Annotated in this window: 18 protein-coding genes; 9 read left to right on the top strand and 9 right to left on the bottom strand. The window is 33.2% G+C overall.

Annotation, left to right across the window (positions count from 1 at the left end):
* Window positions 1-191: 191 nt before the first annotated feature.
* The 9 genes from M3P09_RS15545 to M3P09_RS15505 form a co-directional block, all read right to left on the bottom strand.
* Window positions 192-3002 (bottom strand): TonB-dependent receptor, encoded by a 2811-nt coding sequence (locus tag M3P09_RS15545; protein WP_249973839.1) that lies wholly within the window; start codon window positions 3000-3002, stop codon window positions 192-194.
* Between the two features lie 74 nt (window positions 3003-3076).
* Window positions 3077-3463: a transmembrane 220 family protein gene (locus M3P09_RS15540; protein WP_099563017.1), complete on the bottom strand. Its 387-nt coding sequence runs from the start codon at window positions 3461-3463 to the stop codon at window positions 3077-3079.
* A gap of 16 nt (window positions 3464-3479) precedes the next feature.
* The gene (locus tag M3P09_RS15535; protein WP_099563016.1) at window positions 3480-4919 is read right to left on the bottom strand and encodes a Gfo/Idh/MocA family protein; all 1440 of its coding nucleotides are present in this window, start codon (window positions 4917-4919) and stop codon (window positions 3480-3482) included.
* 26 nt (window positions 4920-4945) lie between these two features.
* Window positions 4946-5878, bottom strand: a complete 933-nt coding sequence (locus tag M3P09_RS15530; protein ID WP_249973838.1) for a hydroxypyruvate isomerase family protein — start codon at window positions 5876-5878, stop codon at window positions 4946-4948.
* Window positions 5879-5880: 2 nt separating this feature from the next.
* Window positions 5881-7209: a Gfo/Idh/MocA family protein gene (locus M3P09_RS15525; RefSeq protein WP_099563014.1), complete on the bottom strand. Its 1329-nt coding sequence runs from the start codon at window positions 7207-7209 to the stop codon at window positions 5881-5883.
* A gap of 13 nt (window positions 7210-7222) precedes the next feature.
* Window positions 7223-8197, bottom strand: a complete 975-nt coding sequence (locus M3P09_RS15520) for a formylglycine-generating enzyme family protein (protein WP_249973837.1) — start codon at window positions 8195-8197, stop codon at window positions 7223-7225.
* Window position 8198: 1 nt separating this feature from the next.
* On the bottom strand, window positions 8199-8999 hold the full coding sequence (locus M3P09_RS15515; protein WP_099563012.1) for a 3-keto-disaccharide hydrolase: 801 nt from the start codon (window positions 8997-8999) through the stop codon (window positions 8199-8201).
* A gap of 13 nt (window positions 9000-9012) precedes the next feature.
* Complete coding sequence (locus tag M3P09_RS15510) at window positions 9013-9627, bottom strand: gluconate 2-dehydrogenase subunit 3 family protein (RefSeq protein ID WP_249973836.1); 615 nt, start codon at window positions 9625-9627, stop codon at window positions 9013-9015.
* A gap of 5 nt (window positions 9628-9632) precedes the next feature.
* Window positions 9633-11348, bottom strand: a complete 1716-nt coding sequence (locus M3P09_RS15505) for a GMC oxidoreductase (RefSeq protein ID WP_099563010.1) — start codon at window positions 11346-11348, stop codon at window positions 9633-9635.
* A 159-nt stretch (window positions 11349-11507) separates the two neighbouring features.
* Between M3P09_RS15505 and M3P09_RS15500 the strand changes: the two genes are divergently transcribed.
* The 9 genes from M3P09_RS15500 to trxB all read left to right on the top strand — a co-directional run bounded on the left by M3P09_RS15500 (window position 11508) and on the right by trxB (window position 21465).
* The gene (locus M3P09_RS15500; RefSeq protein ID WP_099563009.1) at window positions 11508-12539 is read left to right on the top strand and encodes an AraC family transcriptional regulator; all 1032 of its coding nucleotides are present in this window, start codon (window positions 11508-11510) and stop codon (window positions 12537-12539) included.
* Between the two features lie 127 nt (window positions 12540-12666).
* Window positions 12667-13632, top strand: coding sequence for a sugar phosphate isomerase/epimerase family protein (locus M3P09_RS15495; RefSeq protein WP_249973835.1), 966 nt, complete (start codon window positions 12667-12669; stop codon window positions 13630-13632).
* 20 nt (window positions 13633-13652) lie between these two features.
* Entirely contained in the window at window positions 13653-14816 is a 1164-nt protein-coding gene (locus tag M3P09_RS15490) for an MFS transporter (protein WP_099563007.1), read from the top strand.
* Window positions 14817-14839: 23 nt separating this feature from the next.
* Window positions 14840-15973, top strand: a complete 1134-nt coding sequence (locus M3P09_RS15485) for a Gfo/Idh/MocA family protein (protein WP_099563006.1) — start codon at window positions 14840-14842, stop codon at window positions 15971-15973.
* A 71-nt stretch (window positions 15974-16044) separates the two neighbouring features.
* Complete coding sequence (locus tag M3P09_RS15480) at window positions 16045-17097, top strand: sugar phosphate isomerase/epimerase family protein (RefSeq protein WP_249973834.1); 1053 nt, start codon at window positions 16045-16047, stop codon at window positions 17095-17097.
* 25 nt (window positions 17098-17122) lie between these two features.
* Window positions 17123-18841, top strand: coding sequence for a GMC oxidoreductase (locus tag M3P09_RS15475; protein ID WP_249973833.1), 1719 nt, complete (start codon window positions 17123-17125; stop codon window positions 18839-18841).
* 11 nt (window positions 18842-18852) lie between these two features.
* Complete coding sequence (locus M3P09_RS15470; protein ID WP_099563003.1) at window positions 18853-19557, top strand: gluconate 2-dehydrogenase subunit 3 family protein; 705 nt, start codon at window positions 18853-18855, stop codon at window positions 19555-19557.
* Window positions 19558-19597: 40 nt separating this feature from the next.
* Entirely contained in the window at window positions 19598-20335 is a 738-nt protein-coding gene (locus M3P09_RS15465; protein ID WP_099563002.1) for a 3-keto-disaccharide hydrolase, read from the top strand.
* 146 nt (window positions 20336-20481) lie between these two features.
* Window positions 20482-21465, top strand: coding sequence for a thioredoxin-disulfide reductase (gene trxB / locus M3P09_RS15460; RefSeq protein ID WP_249973832.1), 984 nt, complete (start codon window positions 20482-20484; stop codon window positions 21463-21465).
* Window positions 21466-21730 lie beyond the last annotated feature (265 nt).

The following is a 21730-nucleotide window of genomic DNA, read 5'->3' as shown; positions in this document are numbered from 1 at the left end:
ATCAAGGTATACAAATCTAATTTAAAAACTTATGCAAAAACAGGGGTGATTTACTAAAAAGAGCTTGTAAATCAAAAAGTTATTAACGGGAAAACGATTTCGCACGAGTCATTTTCAAATATTAAAGCCTGAAAAGAAAAAACTCAACAGGCTTTAAAAGTTTTATATATGTTACTTGTTTTTAAAATATACTAAAAACTATAATTTAATTTTAATAAAGCTCTTCTGCGTAAAACAGGAAAAACTACAAAACTAGCATCTGGATTGGCTGCAATAAAATCTGGGGTTGCTCCGTTTGCATTCGCACCAAAACTATTCGCGCCAAAAAAATTGGCTAATCCTTCCGAGTTAAAAAGATTGGTTACTAATATATCTGCTGATAAGTGTTTGCTTATTTGGTATCCAGCACCTGCATTAAAAATACTATAAGCAGGAAGCTTAAATCCATTAGATACATTGCCATCGCGTTTGCCCATAAACTGCCATTTAATAAATGCTGAAACCTTATCTTTTTCATATTCATTGCTAAGATTGAACATTAATTTAGGGTTAAATGGTAATACATTTCCTGAATAGTCTAAAATACTATCATCGCTTGTGTCAACCGAACCCGCAGCGTCATAAACTTTCCATTTAGTGGCTTTGGGATCTTGAATGATTCCGTTAAAACGAAAGATAAAATTTTGAATTGGTGAATAAATACTTTCCCATTCCAAACCTATTGTTCTTGATGTATTAAACTGGATTGGTGTATAGAAAATGCTATTATCGCTTGAATCAAACTCAAAATTAGCAATACCAATATCTTTAAGTTGGCTCCAAAACATTGTACTTGTAAAAGAGAAGTTTTTAAGGTTATATTTAATACCTATTTCTGCTTGATTTATTTTTTGTACTTCTCCTTTTTTATTAATGGGTACATTGGAGAAATTGTTGAAATAATAATTTAATTCTGGTGCTTTGTTCCCTTGAGAAAACCTAGCAAATAAAGCGCCATCGTCATCAAATTTATAATTAACACCTCCTGAAAAAGATAAGTAGTTATAATTGTAATTGAAATTATCTTTTTCACCTGTTGGAGATAAAATACCATTATCGTAAGCTGTATTATTATTTCCATCTAAGCCTCCGCCTTGAGTAAACGGGGCAAAACGATCTTTACTTCCTTTGTGTTTAATAGTTTCGTATCGTATCCCTAAATCTATATGTACATCATCAGAAACTTTCCATCTATCATTAATAAAAGTTGATGCTTGAGTTACCTTTGCTCTAGAGTTTACAAAAAATAAGCCGCCATAATTACTAATACCATTAGAATCGGAAAGTTCAATTACAGGGGCTCCAGGATTTTCAAGTGTGACATGAAGCATTCTTGGGTTTGGTTCGTAAGTTACAAAAGCAAAACTACCTTGGGTAAATAGGGAGGTGTTTGAAAAACCAAAATCAAAACCAGTTGAAATGTCATGATTTTCTAATTCTTTTTGTAAAATAAATTGATGCATATATTCATCAGCTTTATTGTCTTTATACCATGCAGAAGTTCCCATAATGGCATCATTAGGTAATGTGCCTTCGCCTAAATATTCAATGGGCTGTCCTGCTAAAATTCCTGCGTTATTAAGTCGAGCAAGCTCTGAACCAGATTGTGCGTCTCTAAAAACAATTTGACCAATAGGAAAACTTGCGCCACTAATAAAATAGGCTAGTGGGTTATTTAATGAAACAAATGCATTACTAATTGAAGTTTGCCAATTGGCATCTTTTACAGAAAATTTCATATTGTTTTTTAAGGACCAATTATTACCTATATTTTGAAAAAAATCAAAACCTAATGAAAAATCTTTAGCGTAAACACCCTGAGATGGGTTAAAAGCATTTTTCTTATTCAAATTTCTTCCATCTGGAATGCTAGCATTAAAGCTAGGCATTAAAAGAGAAGTTGACTCAAAGTCTTGCCCAAAAGCAGGTGTAGGATTGTTCCAGTTTACAGCAGCAACACCAGTATATCTATTAGTTTTGTCATTTAAAACTTTACCATAAAACTTTAGATAGCCTCGTGCATTCTTTTTTATGACATTAAATTTTAACTGACCACCTTTACTAAATGGGAAATCTGTATCTCTTGCACCATCATCATGTCTGTAATGTCCACCAGCATTAAAAAACCAGTTATTTCCTAGAGGGCCACCAATATTAGCATCAATTTTGTAAATATAATTTTCTTCACCTTGCATACCAGTTGTTAATTGTATATCCCCTCCAAATTTATTTCTAACACCGTGCGAAATAAAGTTGTAAACACCACCAGGTGCATTAAGGGCAGTAATAGATGCACTTCCTCCTCTTAATGCTTCTACTTTTTGAGTGGTTAAATCTACACGATGAAAAAGATCTGGACTATAATATGAATGTTGAACAAGACTAACAGGAAGTCCATCTTCTTGAAGAGATACATAATACCACCCTGTATCATCTTCTGCAGAAGCCGAAATACCTCGTGTATAGACTTTTGTATAAACTTCGCCAGCAGATGCATCAGTAAATGTGCCTGGGATATTTTGAAGTAAGCTAGCAGTTCCTTGAGGATAGTTTTGTTGAATTGATTTTGAATTCAGTATACTTACAGAAGTGCTTGATTCTAATTGGATTCTAGGGTCAAAAGTTCCAGTAACTACAACAGTTTGTAGGTTTAACAAATCGTCTTCTAAAACAAAAGAAAGTGTTATATTTTTATTAGTTATTTCAACAGTTTTCTCTATAGTTTTATATCCTAAATACGAGATGTTTATTACATAGTTTCCAGAGGAGATATTATCTATTTTGAAAACCCCATCAGAATTAGTTGTAGCACTATTTCCAGTTGGAGTTAAAATAATGTTTGCGCCTTCTAAAGGATTTCCTTGTCTATCTTTTACTTCTCCACTAATATTATTTTGAGAAAAAATGGTATTACAAAACATACTCGTTATTGTAAAAAGGAAAAGCATTATAATTTTATTCATATTCTAATTTTGAAAAGTATAAAGGGTTTAATTTTTATTTAGGAAAAGTAACTTAAATTTTTGATAAGAATAGGTTAATTTTTTCTAATCTTTAATTGATATATAACACCAAAAGCAGCTATTAAAAGGCCAATGAATTCTCTAGTGCCTTCTAAATATGGTTTTTCATAAACCATCTCACCAAAAATTTCTTCCTTGTTTTCTGTTTTTAAATAATCAATGAATAATGAAAAATGGAATATGGCATAAGCTAGTAAAACAACTATAGTTACAACTAAAAATAATCTAGGGATAGGTTTAAAGTTGTTGTATATGCATATAATTGCCACAATAAAATATATTGCAAACCATAAAATGCCATCTGGGTCATTTAATTGTAATATTGCAAAAATGATAAACAGAATGCATAGTATTATATTCGTGATTTTTTTCTGTTTACTTAATGGATTAATATGATTCATTTAGAAAGTTTACGAGTTATAATTTCCAACCGTCTCTATATGTCCTTTTTACAAATTGATTTGCTTCATCAAAATTTGTGATTTCCATATTTTCACCATCCCATAATAATTTTTTTCTTCCAGGGTATTCAAATCTGTTTCCTTTTGGCTTTCTAAGATTATAACTTCTAATGGCAAGGTTACCCATTAAAACACTTTCGGTTAGTGGTCCTGCAAAATCGAACGATGATGTAAGGGCTTTATGCTTTTCTTTACCAAAGCCATCTTTACAAGCTTCTACCCAAGAGGCATTATGTCCACTTTCAGGAAGTATACTTTTTTCTGTATCTTCAAATGTTAAAAGATCACCATTGTTTAGGTATACTTTTGGTGCAACTCCATATGTTCCACAAGTCATAATTCCTTTGTCTCCAATCATTATAACTCCATTTGCGCTATCATGATCGCCAATAGGATGGTCAGCTGGAATTAAATCAGGATGGAAAGGTCTTAAACCACCATCTGACCAAGTTAATGTGATTTCCGATGCATTTTTTGCTGATGCAGGAAATTTTAATTGTGTTCTTGATGAAGGCGGACAAGATTCTGGTAAATATTCTGGAGACCAGTCTTTCTTAAAAACGGCTCCAACGCTACTTTCTACTTCTGTTGGATATCCAAGCCCCAATACTCTAAATGGTGGGTCAATTAAATGACAGCCCATATCGCCTAAAGCTCCCGTTCCAAAATTCCACCAACCACGCCACTTAAATGGGTGATATAATGGATGATAATCAACCATTTTTGCAGGACCAACCCAATTATTCCAGTCTAGTCCATCAATTAAAGCAGGTTTGTCTGTTGGGGTATTTATACCTTGAGGCCAAACGGGTCTGTTGGTCCAAACATGTACTTTACTAACTGCACCAATTTTGCCTTCATCAAACCATTTAATCATTTGTTTAACACCATTTCCTGATGCACCTTGATTCCCCATCTGCGTTACCACTTTATATTCGTTAGCTGCTTTTGTAAGCATTCTAGCCTCATAGATACTATGCGTTAATGGTTTTTGTACATAAACATGTTTGTTTGATTTTATGGCAGCCATAGCTATTACTGCATGCGTATGATCTGGTGTGGAAACTGTTACTGCATCAATATTTTTTATTTCATCAAAAAGTTTTTTATAATCTTTAAATCGTTTTGCATTTGGGAATTTTTCCATCAGTCTTTTTGACTGATTCCAATCTACATCACAAATAGCAGCTATGTTTGATGCGCCATTATTCCAAGCGTTTATAGCATCAGAATATCCTTTTCCACCACCACCTATAACGGCAATATTTAGTTTGTCGCTAGGTGGAATGAACCCTTGACCCATAACATGCCTTGGGATAATTGAAATTCCTAATGAGGTTAAAGCAGTCGTCTTAATAAATGACCTTCTGTTGTTCATTTTATGTTTTTTTTTCATTTATCAATGATTAAAATAAAGGGTTTTTAGAAACTATCTGATTCTTTGTATGCGTTAATAACTGATAATTCGCCTTCTTTTCCACTTATTGAGTTACCATGCTCCATACCTAAAACACCTTTAAATCCTTTTGAATGAATATGTTTGAATACATTTTTGTAATTTATTTCTCCAGTGGTTGGTTCATTACGACCAGGGTTATCGCCGATTTGAAAATAAGCAATTTCATCCCAACAGTTATCAATATTTGGAATTAAATTTCCTTCTTGAATTTGTTGATGGTATATATCAAATAAAATTTTACATGATGGAGAATTTACTGCTTTACATATTTGATAAGCTTGGGGTGATTCACTTAAAAATAATCCAGGGTGATTTCTAAAATTTAAAGGCTCTAATACCATAGTTAAATTATGAGGCTCTAAAATAGCTGATGCCTGCTTTAATGTTTCTATAACATGAGCTGTTTGATAATGTATGTTTTGCCTTAAATCTACATGACCAGGAACAACAGTCATCCATTTGGCATTAACACGTTTTGCAACTTCTACAGATTCTTTAATTTCGTTTAAAAATTCCTTTCGTTTATCAATATCTCCACTTGCTAAATTTGGCTCTTTCCAATAAATTTTGTGAGCTACAAATACACCCATGGTCATATTTCTATCAGACATGGTTTTTGCCATTTTTTCTTGAGTTTCAAGAGCCCGACCCTTCATGCCGTTGTCTTCAAACGCAGTAAACCCTTGATCTGCCATAAAGTTTAATTGATCAATTGGATCGTTTCCTGCATGATTTTTAAACATACCTAAATGTGGAGCATAATTTAATTTGAACATATTGGAAAGGTTTGTTGTTTTATTAGGATGTAAAATATTCATAGCATTAATACCTGTTATGCCAATTCCTAGTAAGGATGCAGTAGCAGTAGTTTTTTTTATGAATAATCTTCTCTTCATTTCTATATAAAATTAGTTTTTCCTGGGACTGGAACAGGATAATTTCCGTTTTCATCTGGAACTATTGGCGGAACAGAATCAAAAGTAAGCGTGTCCTCATCTGGAACTAATTTATGATCAAGTGCCATGGCTTTATCCCAAGTTATTTCTTTTCCAGAGTAGGTTGCCATTCTACCCATAATAGCTGTCATAGTACTTTTTGCCCCAAATTCCGCATCGTTTATAACTTCTCCGTTTCGTATAGATTTAAATAATCGGTTATGTTCTTGTTGATATGGATTAATATCATCTTCACTGTTATGATTATAGATTTTTGTTCCATCATATTTTTTTAACACGGCAGTACTCCCTCCATGGTTATATGATGTGCCTAAAGTGCCTTGAAAAGATTCGTCTACTCTATGTTTTGTTCCTGGTTGATGCCTGCATTGACTAGAAATAATTGCACCGTTTTCATATTCAAATTCTACAACATGGTGGTCAAATATATGGCCATGATCTTTTCCTTTACGTACTTCTCTACCACCAGTTCCAGTAGCCTTTATTGGATACCCGCCAATAAACCAGTTGGCTACATCAATATTATGAATGTGTTGTTCTAAAATATGGTCTCCACAAATCCAATTAAAATAGTACCAGTTTCTCATTTGATATTCCATTTCGGTTTGATTAGCTTTTCTTGGTCTTACCCAAACACCTGAACCATTCCAGTATACTTGACCTGATACAATTTGACCGATATCTCCTTTTTTAATACGATTGTATGTTTCGATATAACTTGCTTGATAATGCCTTTGCAAACCAACAACTACATTTAAATTTTTAGCTTTAGCAGCTTTAGCGGCTTCTAAAACTTTTTTAATTCCTGCAACGTCTGTTGCTACAGGTTTTTCCATAAATACATGCTTCCCTTGAGAAATAGCATATTCAAAATGTTTAGGCCTAAACCCAGGAGGTGTTGTTAAAATAACAACATCAGCAGCATCAATGGCTTTTTTGTAAGAACCAAAACCAACAAACTTGTGGGATGCTTTTACGTTAAGCTTTCCTGTTTGGAACATTTTTGTTAAACTGGTATAGGCTTTCTCTAACCTATCCTCAAAAGCATCAGCCATGGCAACTAATTCTACATTTTCGTCTGCTTTTAATGCTTGACTTACAGCTCCGGTACCTCTTCCACCACATCCTACAACGGCTAGCTTTAATTTTTTAACTTTATTAAATATAGGAGTAGCGGTAAGTAATGAAGGTGTTAGAATAATTCCTCCAGCTGCTAATGACGACCCTTTTACAAAACTGCGTCTTGTTAAGTTATTCTTTTTTTGTTCCATGGTTTTAATTTTTTTAATTTAATCCGTAATCTTCAATTACTGATAGCCAATACTTTTTTATTTCTTCTTTTGATGGTTGAATTTTTGGACGTACTACACGAAAACCAACAAATGGGGCATTAGTATGCCACCAATTACTTTTCGGAATTTGAGGATCTCTTCTTTTCCATTTTTGTTTCGATTGACCTCGTGCCGAACAACACAACTTATCTTTTGTGTCTTTCCATGACCCTCCACGTACAACTCTAGGATATAATTCTGATGGTTTATTCCAAGGGTTTCTTTGTGGAGATGATTGATAATAATCTGCATCATATTGATCCATAACCCATTCAGACACATTACCTAATAAATCATGTATTCCTAAACCATTTGCCTCTTTTAACCCTGTTTTTTCATATTTTTCATTTGTATTTTCATCAAACCAAGCTACTTTTTTAAGGTCTGTACCTTGATCTGTTTTTCCTTTTTTACAAACATATTCCCATTCTGCTTCAGTAGGTAATCGGTAAAACACTCCTGTTTTTGAAGTCAACCATTTGCAATACATAATAGCTGCATATTGCGTCATATTTACAGCAGGATGACTTTCTTTTCCCATATTAAAGCTCATGTCAACATATGGAGGCGTAGCTCCAGAAACAGCATCAATCCCTAAATCATTTAATTTCTCTTTACTTTTAAACTGTTCAGGACCAAATTCACCAAATACAAAGGTGTCATATTGTTCCCAAGTAATTTCATATTTACCCATCCAAAAATCATCAACTTCTACTTTATGATTTGGTTTCTCATCATCACTACGTTTAGAATCATTTGAGTTGGCTCCCATTAAAAAACCACCTCCTTTTACAGCTATCATTTCTATGGTAATACTCTCTCCGTCTAATTCTTGCAAATAGTTATTAAAGTCCTGAGCATTTAATTGTTGGTTTTGAATTATTATTAATAAACCAACTACTAATTTTATAGAATATTTTAATTTCATTTTAAAGCTCTAGTATTTCTATATTTCTAAATTCTACTGGGTGGCTTTCACTTTGTAAAGAGATATATCCCTTTTTTAACGGGGTTCCTTCTCTCTTTTTCCAATATTCTTGATTGTGGTCTATGGAGCCGCCTATTTGAGGTTTAGTATAAGAGAGTACATTTTCTCCATTGATAAAGTGTTTAATAATAGAATCGTTTCTAACTTCAATTTCTAAATTAACCCACTGATCTCCATTATAGGTTTTTGACTTAGAATTGATGCAATGCGGTGTGAATAATTCATCATTCATTTCAACATGTGTACCAGGTGTACATAAATTACCTGTTGGTCGTTCGCCTGATTCTAATCCGCCCAAAAGTTGAACCTCAATAGATACTGGAAAACTTTGGTTTAAGCCTATGTTTTTTGGATTCTCACAATGAACCATAACACCACTATTTCTTGTTGCCCAACCAGCACCATCTTTTAATTGATTGCCTGTAAACCTGTATTGCATCCTGAATTTATAATTCGAAAATTCTTTGTTATAGTAAATATGACCGTAAGATTCATTAAAAGTATCATTGTATTCATTATAATTAACTTTCATCACACCGTTTTCTACTATAAAGGTGTTTTTGTAATTCTCACCTAGAGGTTGATTTTTAATTTTAATAGTCCAATCTTTTAAATCTTTTCCATTAAATAGTTTTACCCAGTTATCTTTTTTTGGTAATTCGATGTTTTCTTTCTTTCCTTCATTTTTACAATTGAATAAAAAGAATATACTCAAAACTAAAATGATGTGTTTTTTATTCATGATCTATAAGATTTTAAAGAGACCAAGCCTTTCCTCCTGTAGCTTCGTTTAGAGGAATACAACCTTTTTGGGATCCAGGAATAGGGTCGTAGGCTAATACATTTTCACCTATTTGTTCACTTGTTCGAAATGCCCAAATAGAAGAATTCCTTATATTGTCTAATGCTTGAAAAATTATTGCATCCTCATTTTCAGGATCTTTTTCATCATTATAATCTCTATACACTAATTGTTGTTCTTTACTTATTTTTAAATATTTAGCCAATAAAGCGTCGTAATTTTCGGTTTCTAAATCGCTAACACCTTTTTCTGTTATTGGTAAAGCTTTTATTATTGCAGTTAAACCTTCTTTGTATTTTTTCTGTTTTAACTCATCATATGTTTTAGATATGTATAAATCTAAAAATTCAGGAACATTAACATCTAAAGCTCCTGGTGTATTTTGAGTTTTTGGTAAAATAAGGTCTATCAAATTTTTTAATATAATACCTTCATCCATAGTAAAAAAAATAGGCGTCCATAAGTCAGCTTCAGTTTTACAACTTTGCAGCATACTAATAATTGTTGGTGTTGCAATAGTATAACCAATAGATAAACCCAAACCTTTTAATGCATTTCTTCTGTTCATAATTATTAGCTGTTATTTTTTTTGAATTGTTCAGCAGCATGATTTGCAGCTCTTGCCGTTAACGCCATATAAGTTAATGATGGGTTTTGACAGCCTGAAGAAGTCATGCATGCTCCATCAGTAACATAAACATTAGGCACTGCATGTATTTGATTATGTTTATTTAAAACAGAAGTCTTAGGGTCTTTGCCCATTCTAGCTGTACCCATTTCATGAATTCCAATTCCTGGAGCATAACGATTGTCGAATGTTTTGATGTCTTTAAAACCTGCTTTTTTAAGCATTTCTGATGCTTGTTGAATTATATCTTCACGCATCTTTAACTCGTTTTCTTTCCATTCGGCATCAAAAGTTACAGTAGGTAATCCCCATTCATCTAATTTATCATAATCAAGAGTCATTTTGTTATCATGGTTTGGTAAGCACTCTCCAAAACCACCTAATCCCATTCTCCAACCACCTGGTTCTAATATTTTTTCTTTTAATTCAGCACCATATCCTAATTCAGCAATATGATCAGAAATGTCTCCTCTTCCTGCACCTCCTTGATAACCATAACCTCTTATAAACTCCTTTTTCTCAGTTTCCTTATTACCTAGGTTTCTAAATCGTGGAATATAAATACCGTTTGGTCTTCGTCCTTTGTAATACTTATCTTTAAAACCATCTAATTTTCCAGACGCTCCAGCACCTAAATGATGGTCCATAATATTATGCCCTAATTCTCCAGAGTCATTACCTAAGCCATTAGGAAATCTTTTAGATTTTGACTGCATCAAAATAGATGCTGATGCAATAGCTGACGCACAGCAAAAAATAATTTCAGCATTAAATACTAAACTCTCTTTAGTTTCAGCATCTATTACTTTAACACCTGTTGCCTTTTTTAAAGTATCATCATAAATAATTTCATGCACTATTGAATTTGCTCTTAAAGTCATGTTGCCAGTTCGTTCTGCAGCTGGTAATGTAGAAGAGTTACTACTAAAATAAGCACCAAAAGGACAACCACGTATGCATCTATTTCTAAACTGGCAATTACTTCTTCCTTCACGACTTTTATCACCTGTAATATGTGCTGTTCTACCAATCGTTAAAAGTCTATCAGAATAATTCTCTGAAAGCTTTTCTTTTAAATGTTCTTCTACACAATTTAATTCCATTGGAGGTTCAAACACACCATCTGGAAGTTGGGAAAGCCCTAATTTTTCTCCGCTTACTCCAATATATTTTTCAACTTTATCATACCAAGGTGCTATATCTTTATAACGTATAGGCCAATCTACTCCATGACCATCTTTTTTATTGGCTTCAAAATCTAAATCACTTAACCTGTAGCTTTGTCTGCCCCACATTAAAGACCGACCACCAACATGATAACCACGCATCCAATCAAAACGTTTGGTTTCATTGTATGGGTGTTTTAAATCGTCTACAAACCAATGCTTACTTTGTTGTGCTGTAGTATATCCAGTACGACTTTGCTTTAACTGTTTGTTTTTTTCTTCAACCGATACACTACCTCTGAGTTCAAAATCCCATGGATCTTTATTCATTGTTGGGTAATCTTTAATATGTGTTACCATTCTACCACGCTCTAGAACCAAGGTTTTTAATCCTTTTTCGCAAAGTTCTTTGGCTGCCCAACCACCACTAATACCTGTTCCTATAACGATTGCGTCATAAGTTTTTAGGTTTTCTGCTACTTCTGTCTTTTTCATTAAAAAACTATTTGAAGAATTATTTGATATATAAATTATAAGGTAAATCTAAAGTAAACTTAATAATCAAATCAGCTAAAACGAAGAAAATGATAATTAAATTCTAAAATACATGGAAAATTAATTAATTTGCGCTATATCAATGTTCAAATTATTTCAGTGAAAATAAACATACAAAAAATACAGCCATATGAGGCTAATGGAATAGTGTATCATGCAGACACATGTTTACCATTAGTTGATGCTATTAATCGAAAAAAGTTAAAATTTAAAGCATTAGCAAGACATACATATCCTGGAGATCGCTTGGATAAAAATACATTAGGGCTTAATAGTATAGGTTATTGGGATGCTAATGAACCACAAGATTGGGGGTTAGATTGGCATAGAAATGAGGGTATTGAGTTTCATTTTTTAGAATCTGGAACGATGCCTTATTCTCAAGAGAATAAAGAAATGGTTTTAGAACCAAATTACTTAACCATTACTAGGCCTTGGGAAGCGCATAAAGTAGGAAATCCCAATATAGGTATGGGAAAATTTTATTGGGTAATTATAGATTTAGGAGTTCGTAGACCCCACCAAGATTGGGTTTGGCCAGATTGGATTACTTTAACTCCTGATGACCTGTCTAGGCTTACCACAATTTTAAGACAAAATGAAAAATCTATTTTAAAGACAGATAAAAAAATAAGAGATTGTTTTCTTCAAATCAATAAAGCTGTAGATACAGATAAGGAAGGAAGTAATGCATCAAGAATAAGACTCCTTATTAACTACTTGTTAATTTTGATACTTGATTTGTTAAATACTGATGATATTGTATTGAATGAGTCTCTTACAGATAGTTCAAGAAGTGTAAAATTCTTTCTTAAAGAGCTTGAAAATAATTTAACTGAAAATTGGACTATAGAGTTAATGTCTCAGTCTGCAGGTGTAGGATTAACAAGGTTTACACATCATTTTAAAAGATTAACTAACTTAACGCCAATGCGTTATTTGGTTATGAAACGCTTAGAAATGTCCAAAAAAATGCTTCTCGAAAATAGAGATTTAACTATAGCAGAAGTAGCATACATGTGTGGTTTTGCAACAAGTCAATATTTTGCAACAGTATTTAAGAAGCATGAAAAATGTTCGCCAAATGAGTATAGGTTAAAAAATACTATTGATAATTATCAGTTTTCTTAGTAAAATATAAAGATTAAAAATTGTTTAAATTCTTTCACTGAATAAAAATACACATTGTTTTAAGTTCTAATATTTATATTCACGTTGTTAACTAGATTTCATTTGTTTAACCAAATAATAACTAATCATGAATATAAAACAGTCAATTTATAATAACACCAAAATAATTATTGTATTGTTGGTACTTGTTTCCTTTGCTTGTAAAGAAACTAAAGAAAAATCTGCTACAGCCGTAACTAAAAAAGTCGAACAACCTATGTTTTTTAAAATTTCTTTGGCACAATGGTCTTTGCATAAAAAATTTAGAAGTGGAGATGTAAGCCCTTTTGATTTTGCTAAAGAAGCTCACAATTTAGGTTTTGAGGCTGTTGAATATGTTAGTGGTTTGTATAAAAAGGAAGTTGAAGAATTAGGTATAGATGAAGTAGTTAAAAAATTGAAAGCAGAAAGTGAAAAGCATGGAGTAAAAAATTTATTAATAATGATTGATGGTGAAGGTAATTTGGCAAGTAATGATGAAAATCATTTAAATACCGCATTAGAGAACCATAAAAAATGGGTAGATGCAGCAAAAGCATTAGGGTGTCATTCTATTAGAGTTAATGCTCATGGAAAAGGGACTTATGATGAAGTTATGAATCAGGCAGTTGTTGGTTTAACAAAATTATCCGAATATGCGCAAACTCAAGGCATTAATATCTTGGTAGAAAATCATGGAGGCTATACTTCAGATGGTCAATGGTTAGCAAGTGTTATGGCAAAAGTAAATATGCCTAATTGCGGGACGTTACCAGATTTTGGAAATTTTTGCATTAAATATAAAGATGGCGGCTGTGAAGAGGAATATGATAAGTATAAAGGAGTTAAAGAATTAATGCCTTATGCCAAAGCTGTAAGTGCAAAGTCGTATGATTTTGACGAAAACGGGAATGAAACAGTAATTGATTACACAAGAATACTACAAACTGTAAAAGATGCAGGGTACTCGGGTTATATAGGAATAGAATACGAAGGAAGTAGGTTGAGTGAAAAAGATGGTATTGTTGCTACTAAAAATTTGCTATTACAAGTTGGAAAACAACTTTCAAAATAAACTAACTAAACCAAATAATAATGGAAAACATTAATAAAAACAAGCTTTTTTTAGCAAGCTGTCTTGCTTTAATTACTACATCTATGACCTTTGCTATAAGAGCAAAGTTAGAAACTGTTTTTGGTCCAGAAGGTATTGGATTAACTTTAGAACAACTTGGGTACGCTTTTGCACCTGCTTTTTTTGGATTTACAATCGCGATGATAATTGGCGGACCATTAGTTGATTTTCTAGGAATTAAAAAAATTACTTGGATTGCTTTTTTTACACATGCTATTGGAATTGTATGGACAATCATGGCAGATTCTATGACCTCACTTTTTATAGCTACATTATTTGTAGGTATTGGTAATGGAATGGTAGAAGCAGCATTAAACCCATTGGTGGCATCAATGTATCCAGATAGTAAAACTAAAATGCTTAATAGATTTCATGTATGGTTTCCAGGAGGTATTGTGATAGGGTCTTTAATAGCGTGGTTGGTAATGGATGTTATGGGATTGCCGTGGCAAGTAATGGTAGCTACGTTATTTATTCCGTTAATAATTTACGGTATAATGTTTTTTGGGCAAAAATTCCCTGTAACAGAACGTGTGCAACTAGGTATTAGTAATAAGAAAATGTTTAAAAGTATATTAAATCCATTGTTCTTATTTATGATGCTTTGTATGTTTCTTACCGCTGCTTCAGAATTAGGTACTACTCAACGTATTGAGTCGTTATTAAAAACTTCGGTTGCTGCACCGTTATTAGTCTTGGCTTTTATAAATGGAATAATGGCTTTAGGTAGGTTGTCTGCTGGTCAAGTAGTTCATAAACTAAGCCCTTCGGGTATGCTATTGTATTCTGCTATATTTACTTTTATTGGCCTTTGGTTGTTAACTATTACTAGTGGAGGAATGACGTTTGTTGCTGCTGCAGTTTTTGCTGTAGGTGTTACTTTTTTCTGGCCAACAATGTTAGGTTTTGTTGCTGAATATTTACCCGAAACTGGCGCTTTAGGACTTTCTATTATGGGCGGAGCTGGTATGTTTTCGGTTTCAATAGTGCTACCAATTATGGGAAAACTTATGGACGATGCAAATGCTACTGAAGCCTTAAGGACAATGTCTATTTTACCAGCAATATTAATTGTAGCATTTTTAGGCTTAAATATCTACATGAAAAAAAGAAAAGCAGCATAGTTCTCTAATATAAAAGAAGAAAAATGTCAGAAAAAATTAAATTAGGAATACTTGGCGGTGGCGGAGATTCGCTTATAGGTGTATTACACAGAGTAGCCTCGTCAATGTACGATAAATATGAAATTATAGGAGGTGTGTTTAACCCCAATTGGGAAGATAATTTAAGTTTTGCGCAAAAATTGGGATTGTCAGAAAACCGTATTTATATTGATTTTGATACGTTTATTGAAGAAGAATTAAAACTTCCAGAGTCCGAAAGAATAGAAGTGGTTTCTGTTCTTACTCCAAATTTTTTGCATTTCCCTATGGCAAAAAAATTGATTGAGAACGGATTCCACGTTATATGTGAAAAACCATTAACTACCACACTAGCTGAAGCTAAAATTTTAGAAAACGCGCTTGAGAAATCTAATACGATTTTTGCTGTAACATACACATATACAGGCTACCCTATGATTCGTCAAATGCGCGAAATGATTCAATCTGGTATAATAGGAGAAGTACATAAAGTTGATGTTCAGTATTATCAAGGATGGATAAACCCTATACTATTAGATAAAGAACTACGAAAAACAATTTGGCGTTTAGACCCTAAAAAAGCAGGAATAAGTAGCTGTGTTGGAGATATTGGAACGCATGCTTTTAATATGGCAGAATATTTAACAGGATTAGAAGTTAAATCTGTTTTAGCAGACCTTAATACAAGATACGAAGACAATCAATTAGATGTAGATGGAACTATACTTGTACGTTTTTCAGAATATGTAAAAGGAGTTATACGTTCAAGCCAAATTGCTACAGGTGAAGAAAATGGACTAGAAGTAAAAATTTACGGAACAAAAGGAGGTTTTAACTGGAAGCAAGAAAATCCGAATTATCTGTATTATTTAACAGATGATAAACCTTTACAAGTATTAAAGCCAGGTCATGCTTATAATGGTGAAGTCTCACTAGATGGAACTAAATTACCACCAGGGCACCCTGAAGGTATATTTGATTCAATGGGTAATATTTATTATGGTGTAGCAAAAGCAATTAGAAAGCAAGCCTATGATAGTGGGGAGTATCCAACAATGAATGATGGTGTTCGAGGTATGAAATTTATAGAAAAATGTGTTGAATCTCATAAATCAGGTAATGTTTGGCTAGATATATAGAAAAATAAAAACATGAAGTTTGTTATGATAATTAGCAAGTTGATCTAGCCCAATTAAAAATAAAATAATAGATGAAAACAATAAAAGGACCTGCTGTTTTTTTAGCACAATTTGCTGGAAGTGAAGCTCCATTTAATTCTCTGGAAGGGATGTGTAAATGGGCTTCAAATTTAGGGTATAAAGGAATACAAATACCTACATGGGAATCTAGCTTAATTGATATTGATAAGGCGGCAGAAAGTCAAACTTATTGCGATGAGTTAAAAGGCAAAGTAGAATCGTATGGTTTAGAAATAACGGAGTTGTCAACTCATTTACAAGGTCAATTAGTGGCAGTAAATCCAGCTTATGATGTGATGTTTGACGGTTTTGCACCAGAATCAGTTAGAAAAAACCCAAAGGCTAGAACAGAATGGGCTATAGATTTTGTAAAAAAGTCTGGAACGGCAAGTAGTAAGTTAGGATTAAATTCTCATGCCACATTTTCAGGAGCTTTAATGTGGCACACCATGTATCCATGGCCACAACGCCCTAATGGATTGGTAGAAATGGGTTTTAAGGAATTGGCTAACCGCTGGATTCCTATTTTAAATCATTTTGATGAAATTGGTGTAGATGTATGCTATGAGATTCACCCTGGTGAAGATTTACACGATGGAATTTCTTTTGAACGCTTCTTAGAAGCAACAGGAAATCATAAACGAGTTAATATTCTGTATGATCCATCACATTTTGTATTACAACAATTAGATTATTTGGCTTTTATTGATTTTTACCATGAACATATTAAAGCATTTCATGTAAAAGATGCCGAATTTAACCCTACAGGTAAGCAAGGTGTTTATGGAGGATATGCTGATTGGAAAGATAGAGCAGGACGTTTTAGATCATTGGGAGACGGGCAGGTAGATTTTAAAAGTATATTTTCAAAACTAACAAAATACGACTGTAATGTTTGGGCAGTTATGGAATGGGAGTGTTGTATAAAATCTTCTGACCAAGGAGCAAGAGAAGGAGCTCCTTTTATACAGAAGCATATTATTGAAGCAGCCGAAAGGAGTTTTGATGATTTTGCAGGAAACGAAACAGATAAGGAACAATTGAAAAAAATATTAGGTCTTTAATTAATTATTATTCAATCAAAGAGTGATGCAAATAAAAGAATCACCAGAAACTTTTGATGTTATTATTGTTGGCTCTGGAGCCGGAGGAGGAATGGCTACTAAAATACTTTCAGAGGCTGGTTTAAATATAGCAGTTATAGAAGCTGGACCATTTTTTGATCCAGCTGATCCTAATACACGCACACAACTAAGGTGGCCTTATGAATCTCCAAGACGAGGAGCTGGATCTACTAGACCTTTTGGTGATTTTGATGCTGCTTATGGTGGCTGGGAAATTGAAGGGGAACCCTATACCAAAAAACAAGGAACAAAATTTGACTGGTTTAGATCTAGAATGCTTGGTGGTAGAACTAACCATTGGGGAAGAATTTCTTTAAGATTTGGGCCTTTAGACTTTAAAAGGAAAAGTATAGATGGCCTAGGTGATGATTGGCCAATTTCTTATGATGACGTTAAGCCATATTATGATAAAGTAGATAAGCTTATAGGTGTTTTTGGAAGTAATGAAAATTTGCCAAATGACCCTGATGGATACTTTTTACCTGCACCTAAACCAAGGCTGCACGAAATGTATTACATTAAAGGGGCTCGAAAAGCTAATGTACCTGTGTACCCATCGCGTATGTCAATATTAACTAAGCCAATTAATGAAAATAGGGGAGTATGTTTTTATTGTGGACAATGCAATAGATCATGTAGTGCTTACGCTGACTTTTCTTCAGGTTCATGTTTAATATTTCCAGCTCAAAAATCTGGAGGGCAAATAAAGCTTTATACAGATTCAATGGTTAGAGAAGTAGTTACAAATGATTCTGGTAAAGCCACAGGAGTTATTTTAATTAATAAAATAGACAGAAAAGAATATAAATTAAATGCCAAAGTTGTTGTTTTAGCAGCTTCAGCATGTAGTTCTGCTAGAATTTTACTTAATTCTAAAAGCAAAGTACATAGAGATGGCTTGGGAAATAGTAGTGGATTATTAGGTAAATATTTGCATGATTCAACAGGCGCTAGTAGAGTAGCTTTTATTCCTCAATTAATGAATAGAGAGATATATAATGAAGATGGTGTTGGAGGAATGCATGTCTATTCGCCTTGGTGGGGTAATCATAAAAAGTTGAATTTCCCTAGAGGTTATCATATTGAAGTAGGAGGAGGTTTGGGTATGCCTGCCTATGGTTTTGGCTTTAATACTAATATGTTGAATGAATTTATTGGAGGTAAAGTTGGAGGTTATGGCGATGAGTTAAGAAAAGACATTAAAAAACTTTATGGATCTTTAATTTGGCTAGCAGGCCGAGGAGAGAGTATTGCCATGGAGAGTAATTATTGTGAAATAGATTCTAATGTGGTTGATGAATGGGGTATTCCAGTGTTAAAGTTTAATTACAAGTGGAGTAAGCATGAAAAATTACAAGCAAAGCATATGCATGATACATTCGAAGAAATTACTGATGGTATGGGGGGGCATGTGTTAGGAGATAGGCCAACTGAAGATCAGGAGTATGGGTTGGAAACCCCTGGCAGAATTATTCATGAAGTAGGGACAACAAGAATGGGTGATGATCCCAAAAAATCAGTGACCAATAAGTTTCAGCAATTGCATGATGCGGATAATGTATTTATTGTTGACGCAGGTCCTTTTGTATCACAAGCAGACAAAAACCCAACATGGACAATTCTAGCGTTGTCATGGCGAACTTGTGATTATATTGTGAGTGAATTAAAAAAACAAAATATATAGATAATTGAGAGATGAAAAGGCGTGATAGTATAAAATCCATATTATTAGGTTCGGTTGCTACTGGAATAGCAATAAATAGCTGTGCTCCATCTGATCCATCAGTCGATTTGCCTAAAATACCTGAATTACCTCCATATGGACGAACTGAAAAAGAGAAATTAAGAGATCAAGAAATACTAGAAACTAATTTTTTTAATGAGCACGAACTTTCAACTATAGCCGTTTTATGCGATATAATCCTTCCTAAAAGCGATAAATATAATTCTGCTTCAGATGTTGACGTAAAAGAATTTGTAGATTTTATAGCTAGAGATATAGAAGTGCATCAAATTCCTTTAAGAGGAGGCATTATGTGGTTAGATAGTTACAGCAATAAAAAATATAATAAGGAATTCATTGTTTGTACAAATGATGAACAATTTGATATTTGTAATCAAATAGCATATCCTGAACAAACCAAACCAGAATTGAAATCAGGCGAAGCCTTTTTTACTCGAATGCGTAATTTAACGCTTACGGGTTATTATACTTCAAAAAAAGGAATAGAAGAATTGGGGTATAAAGGGAATACACCAAACGTATGGGATGGGGTGCCTGAGCATATTTTAAGAAAGCACGGATTTAAATATGAAGAAGAATGGTTGGCTAAATGTGTTAACAACTCAAATAGAACTGATGTTGCAAAATGGGACGATAATGGGAATTTGATTAGTTAAACAATTTTTTACAGAAAAGAAATATTTAAAAATAATATATATGAAATCAATAATTAACATATTACTTGTATTGTTAATAATAGTTTCTTGTAAACAAGAAAAAAGCAATACACCTATAAACAAGGATGAGGTTAAAGTTCTTGATGAAAAAACAACAGATGAATGGATTACTCTTTTTGACGGTTCTTCTTTAGATAATTGGAGAGGATATTTATCTGATAGTTTGTATTCTGAATGGTCTATAAAAGATGGGGCTATGGCATTTACACCTGGAGAACAAGACGGGAAAAACATTATTACTAAAGAGAAGTTTACTAATTTTATTTTATCTCTAGAATGGAAGGTTTCCGAAGGAGGAAATAGTGGTATTTTTTGGGGAATTTTTGAAGATGAAGCCTATCCTGAAGCTTATCAAACGGGACCAGAAATTCAAGTTTTAGATAATGACAAACACCCAGATGCAAAAGCAAATCCAAAGTTTCATCAAGCGGGAGCCTTATATGATATGGTGCAACCAGCTTACGATGTATGTAAGCCAGCTGGCGAATGGAATCTATGTGTAATCAAGATAGATCATAACTCAAATACAGGAAGTGCATCGTTAAATGGAAAAGTAATAGTCGAATTTCCTGTTCATGGTGAAGAATGGGATAAGATGGTTGCTAAATCTAAATTCAAAGATTGGAAAGGGTTTGGAAAATATCATACAGGTCACATTGGGTTACAGGATCATCGCGATAAAGTATGGTATCGAAACATTAAAATTAAAAAACTATAGGGTCTTTTAGTTTAGAAAATATATTACTGATTTATTAATAGAATCTTTTTTATAAATTAATCTTATCTTTTAATAAAAACTGTTGATAACTTCTGTGTAAGCATTAAGCCAAAAAAGCTACTTTTGCTAGTATAAATATTGAAAATATGTCAGAAGTAATAGAAAAAGTAAAATGCTTAATTATTGGCTCAGGGCCAGCAGGATATACCGCTGCAATTTACGCAGCTCGAGCTAATATGTCACCTGTTTTGTATCAAGGTACTCAACCAGGAGGACAGCTAACAACTACAAATGAAGTTGAAAATTTTCCAGGCTATCCAGATGGTGTAACTGGGCCAGAGATGATGATGCAATTACAAAAACAAGCTGAACGCTTTGAAACCGAGGTTCGAAATGGCTGGGTAACAAAAGTAGACTTTTCTGGAGATGTACATAAAGTATGGGTAAATGGAGAAAAAGAAATTCATTGTGATACTGTTATTATTTCAACAGGGGCTTCAGCAAAATATTTAGGATTAGAATCTGAGCAAAAATATTTAAAACTTGGAGGTGGAGTAAGTGCATGTGCAGTTTGTGATGGGTTTTTCTATAGAAATCAAGAAGTTGTTATTGTAGGTGCTGGAGACTCTGCATGCGAAGAAGCTCACTATTTATCTAAATTATGCACAAAAGTTACCATGTTGGTAAGGCGAGATGAATTTAGAGCCTCAAAAATTATGGAAGCAAGAGTAAAAAACACGGAAAACATTGAGATATTATTCAACACCGAAACTGATGAGGTTTTAGGAGATGGACAAGTAGTAACAGGTGTACGAGTTTTTAATAATAAAACGAATGAGAAGCATGATATCCCAGCTACAGGCTTTTTTGTAGCCATTGGACATAAACCTAATACAGATATTTTTAAGGACTATTTGAATTTGGATGAAACGGGGTATATAATTAATGAAATCCCAGGAACGTCAAAGACTAATATTGAAGGTGTTTTTGTGTCTGGAGATGCTGCGGATCATGTTTATCGACAAGCAGTAACGGCTGCAGGAACAGGTTGTATGGCAGCACTTGATGCTGAACGCTATCTAGCTGCTAAAGACTCAACCTTTGAAGTCTCAACTTCTACTTATAATTAAAAAAAGTATTATAGAGAATAACTTAGGATATATATTCTTAAATAGTATAAAGAAGAACACTGAAAAAACCTTCGCAATTTTTATTGCGAAGGTTTTTTTATAAAGAAAAATCAATATTCAAAAAGCAAGAGTTTTTGAATGTAAGTTTAATAATAATTGACTCAATATGATTAAATATTAGTTTTTTGAACCTCTTTTTATATCATGAAAAAACCATACAAAAACCATACAAAAACCATACAAAATGATTTTAATCACTAAAGAT

Origin of the sequence: Jejuia spongiicola (assembly GCF_023502325.1) — a bacterium.
GTDB classification, from domain to species: domain Bacteria; phylum Bacteroidota; class Bacteroidia; order Flavobacteriales; family Flavobacteriaceae; genus Wocania_A; species Wocania_A spongiicola.
This window is presented reverse-complemented; position numbering and strand designations above follow the sequence as displayed.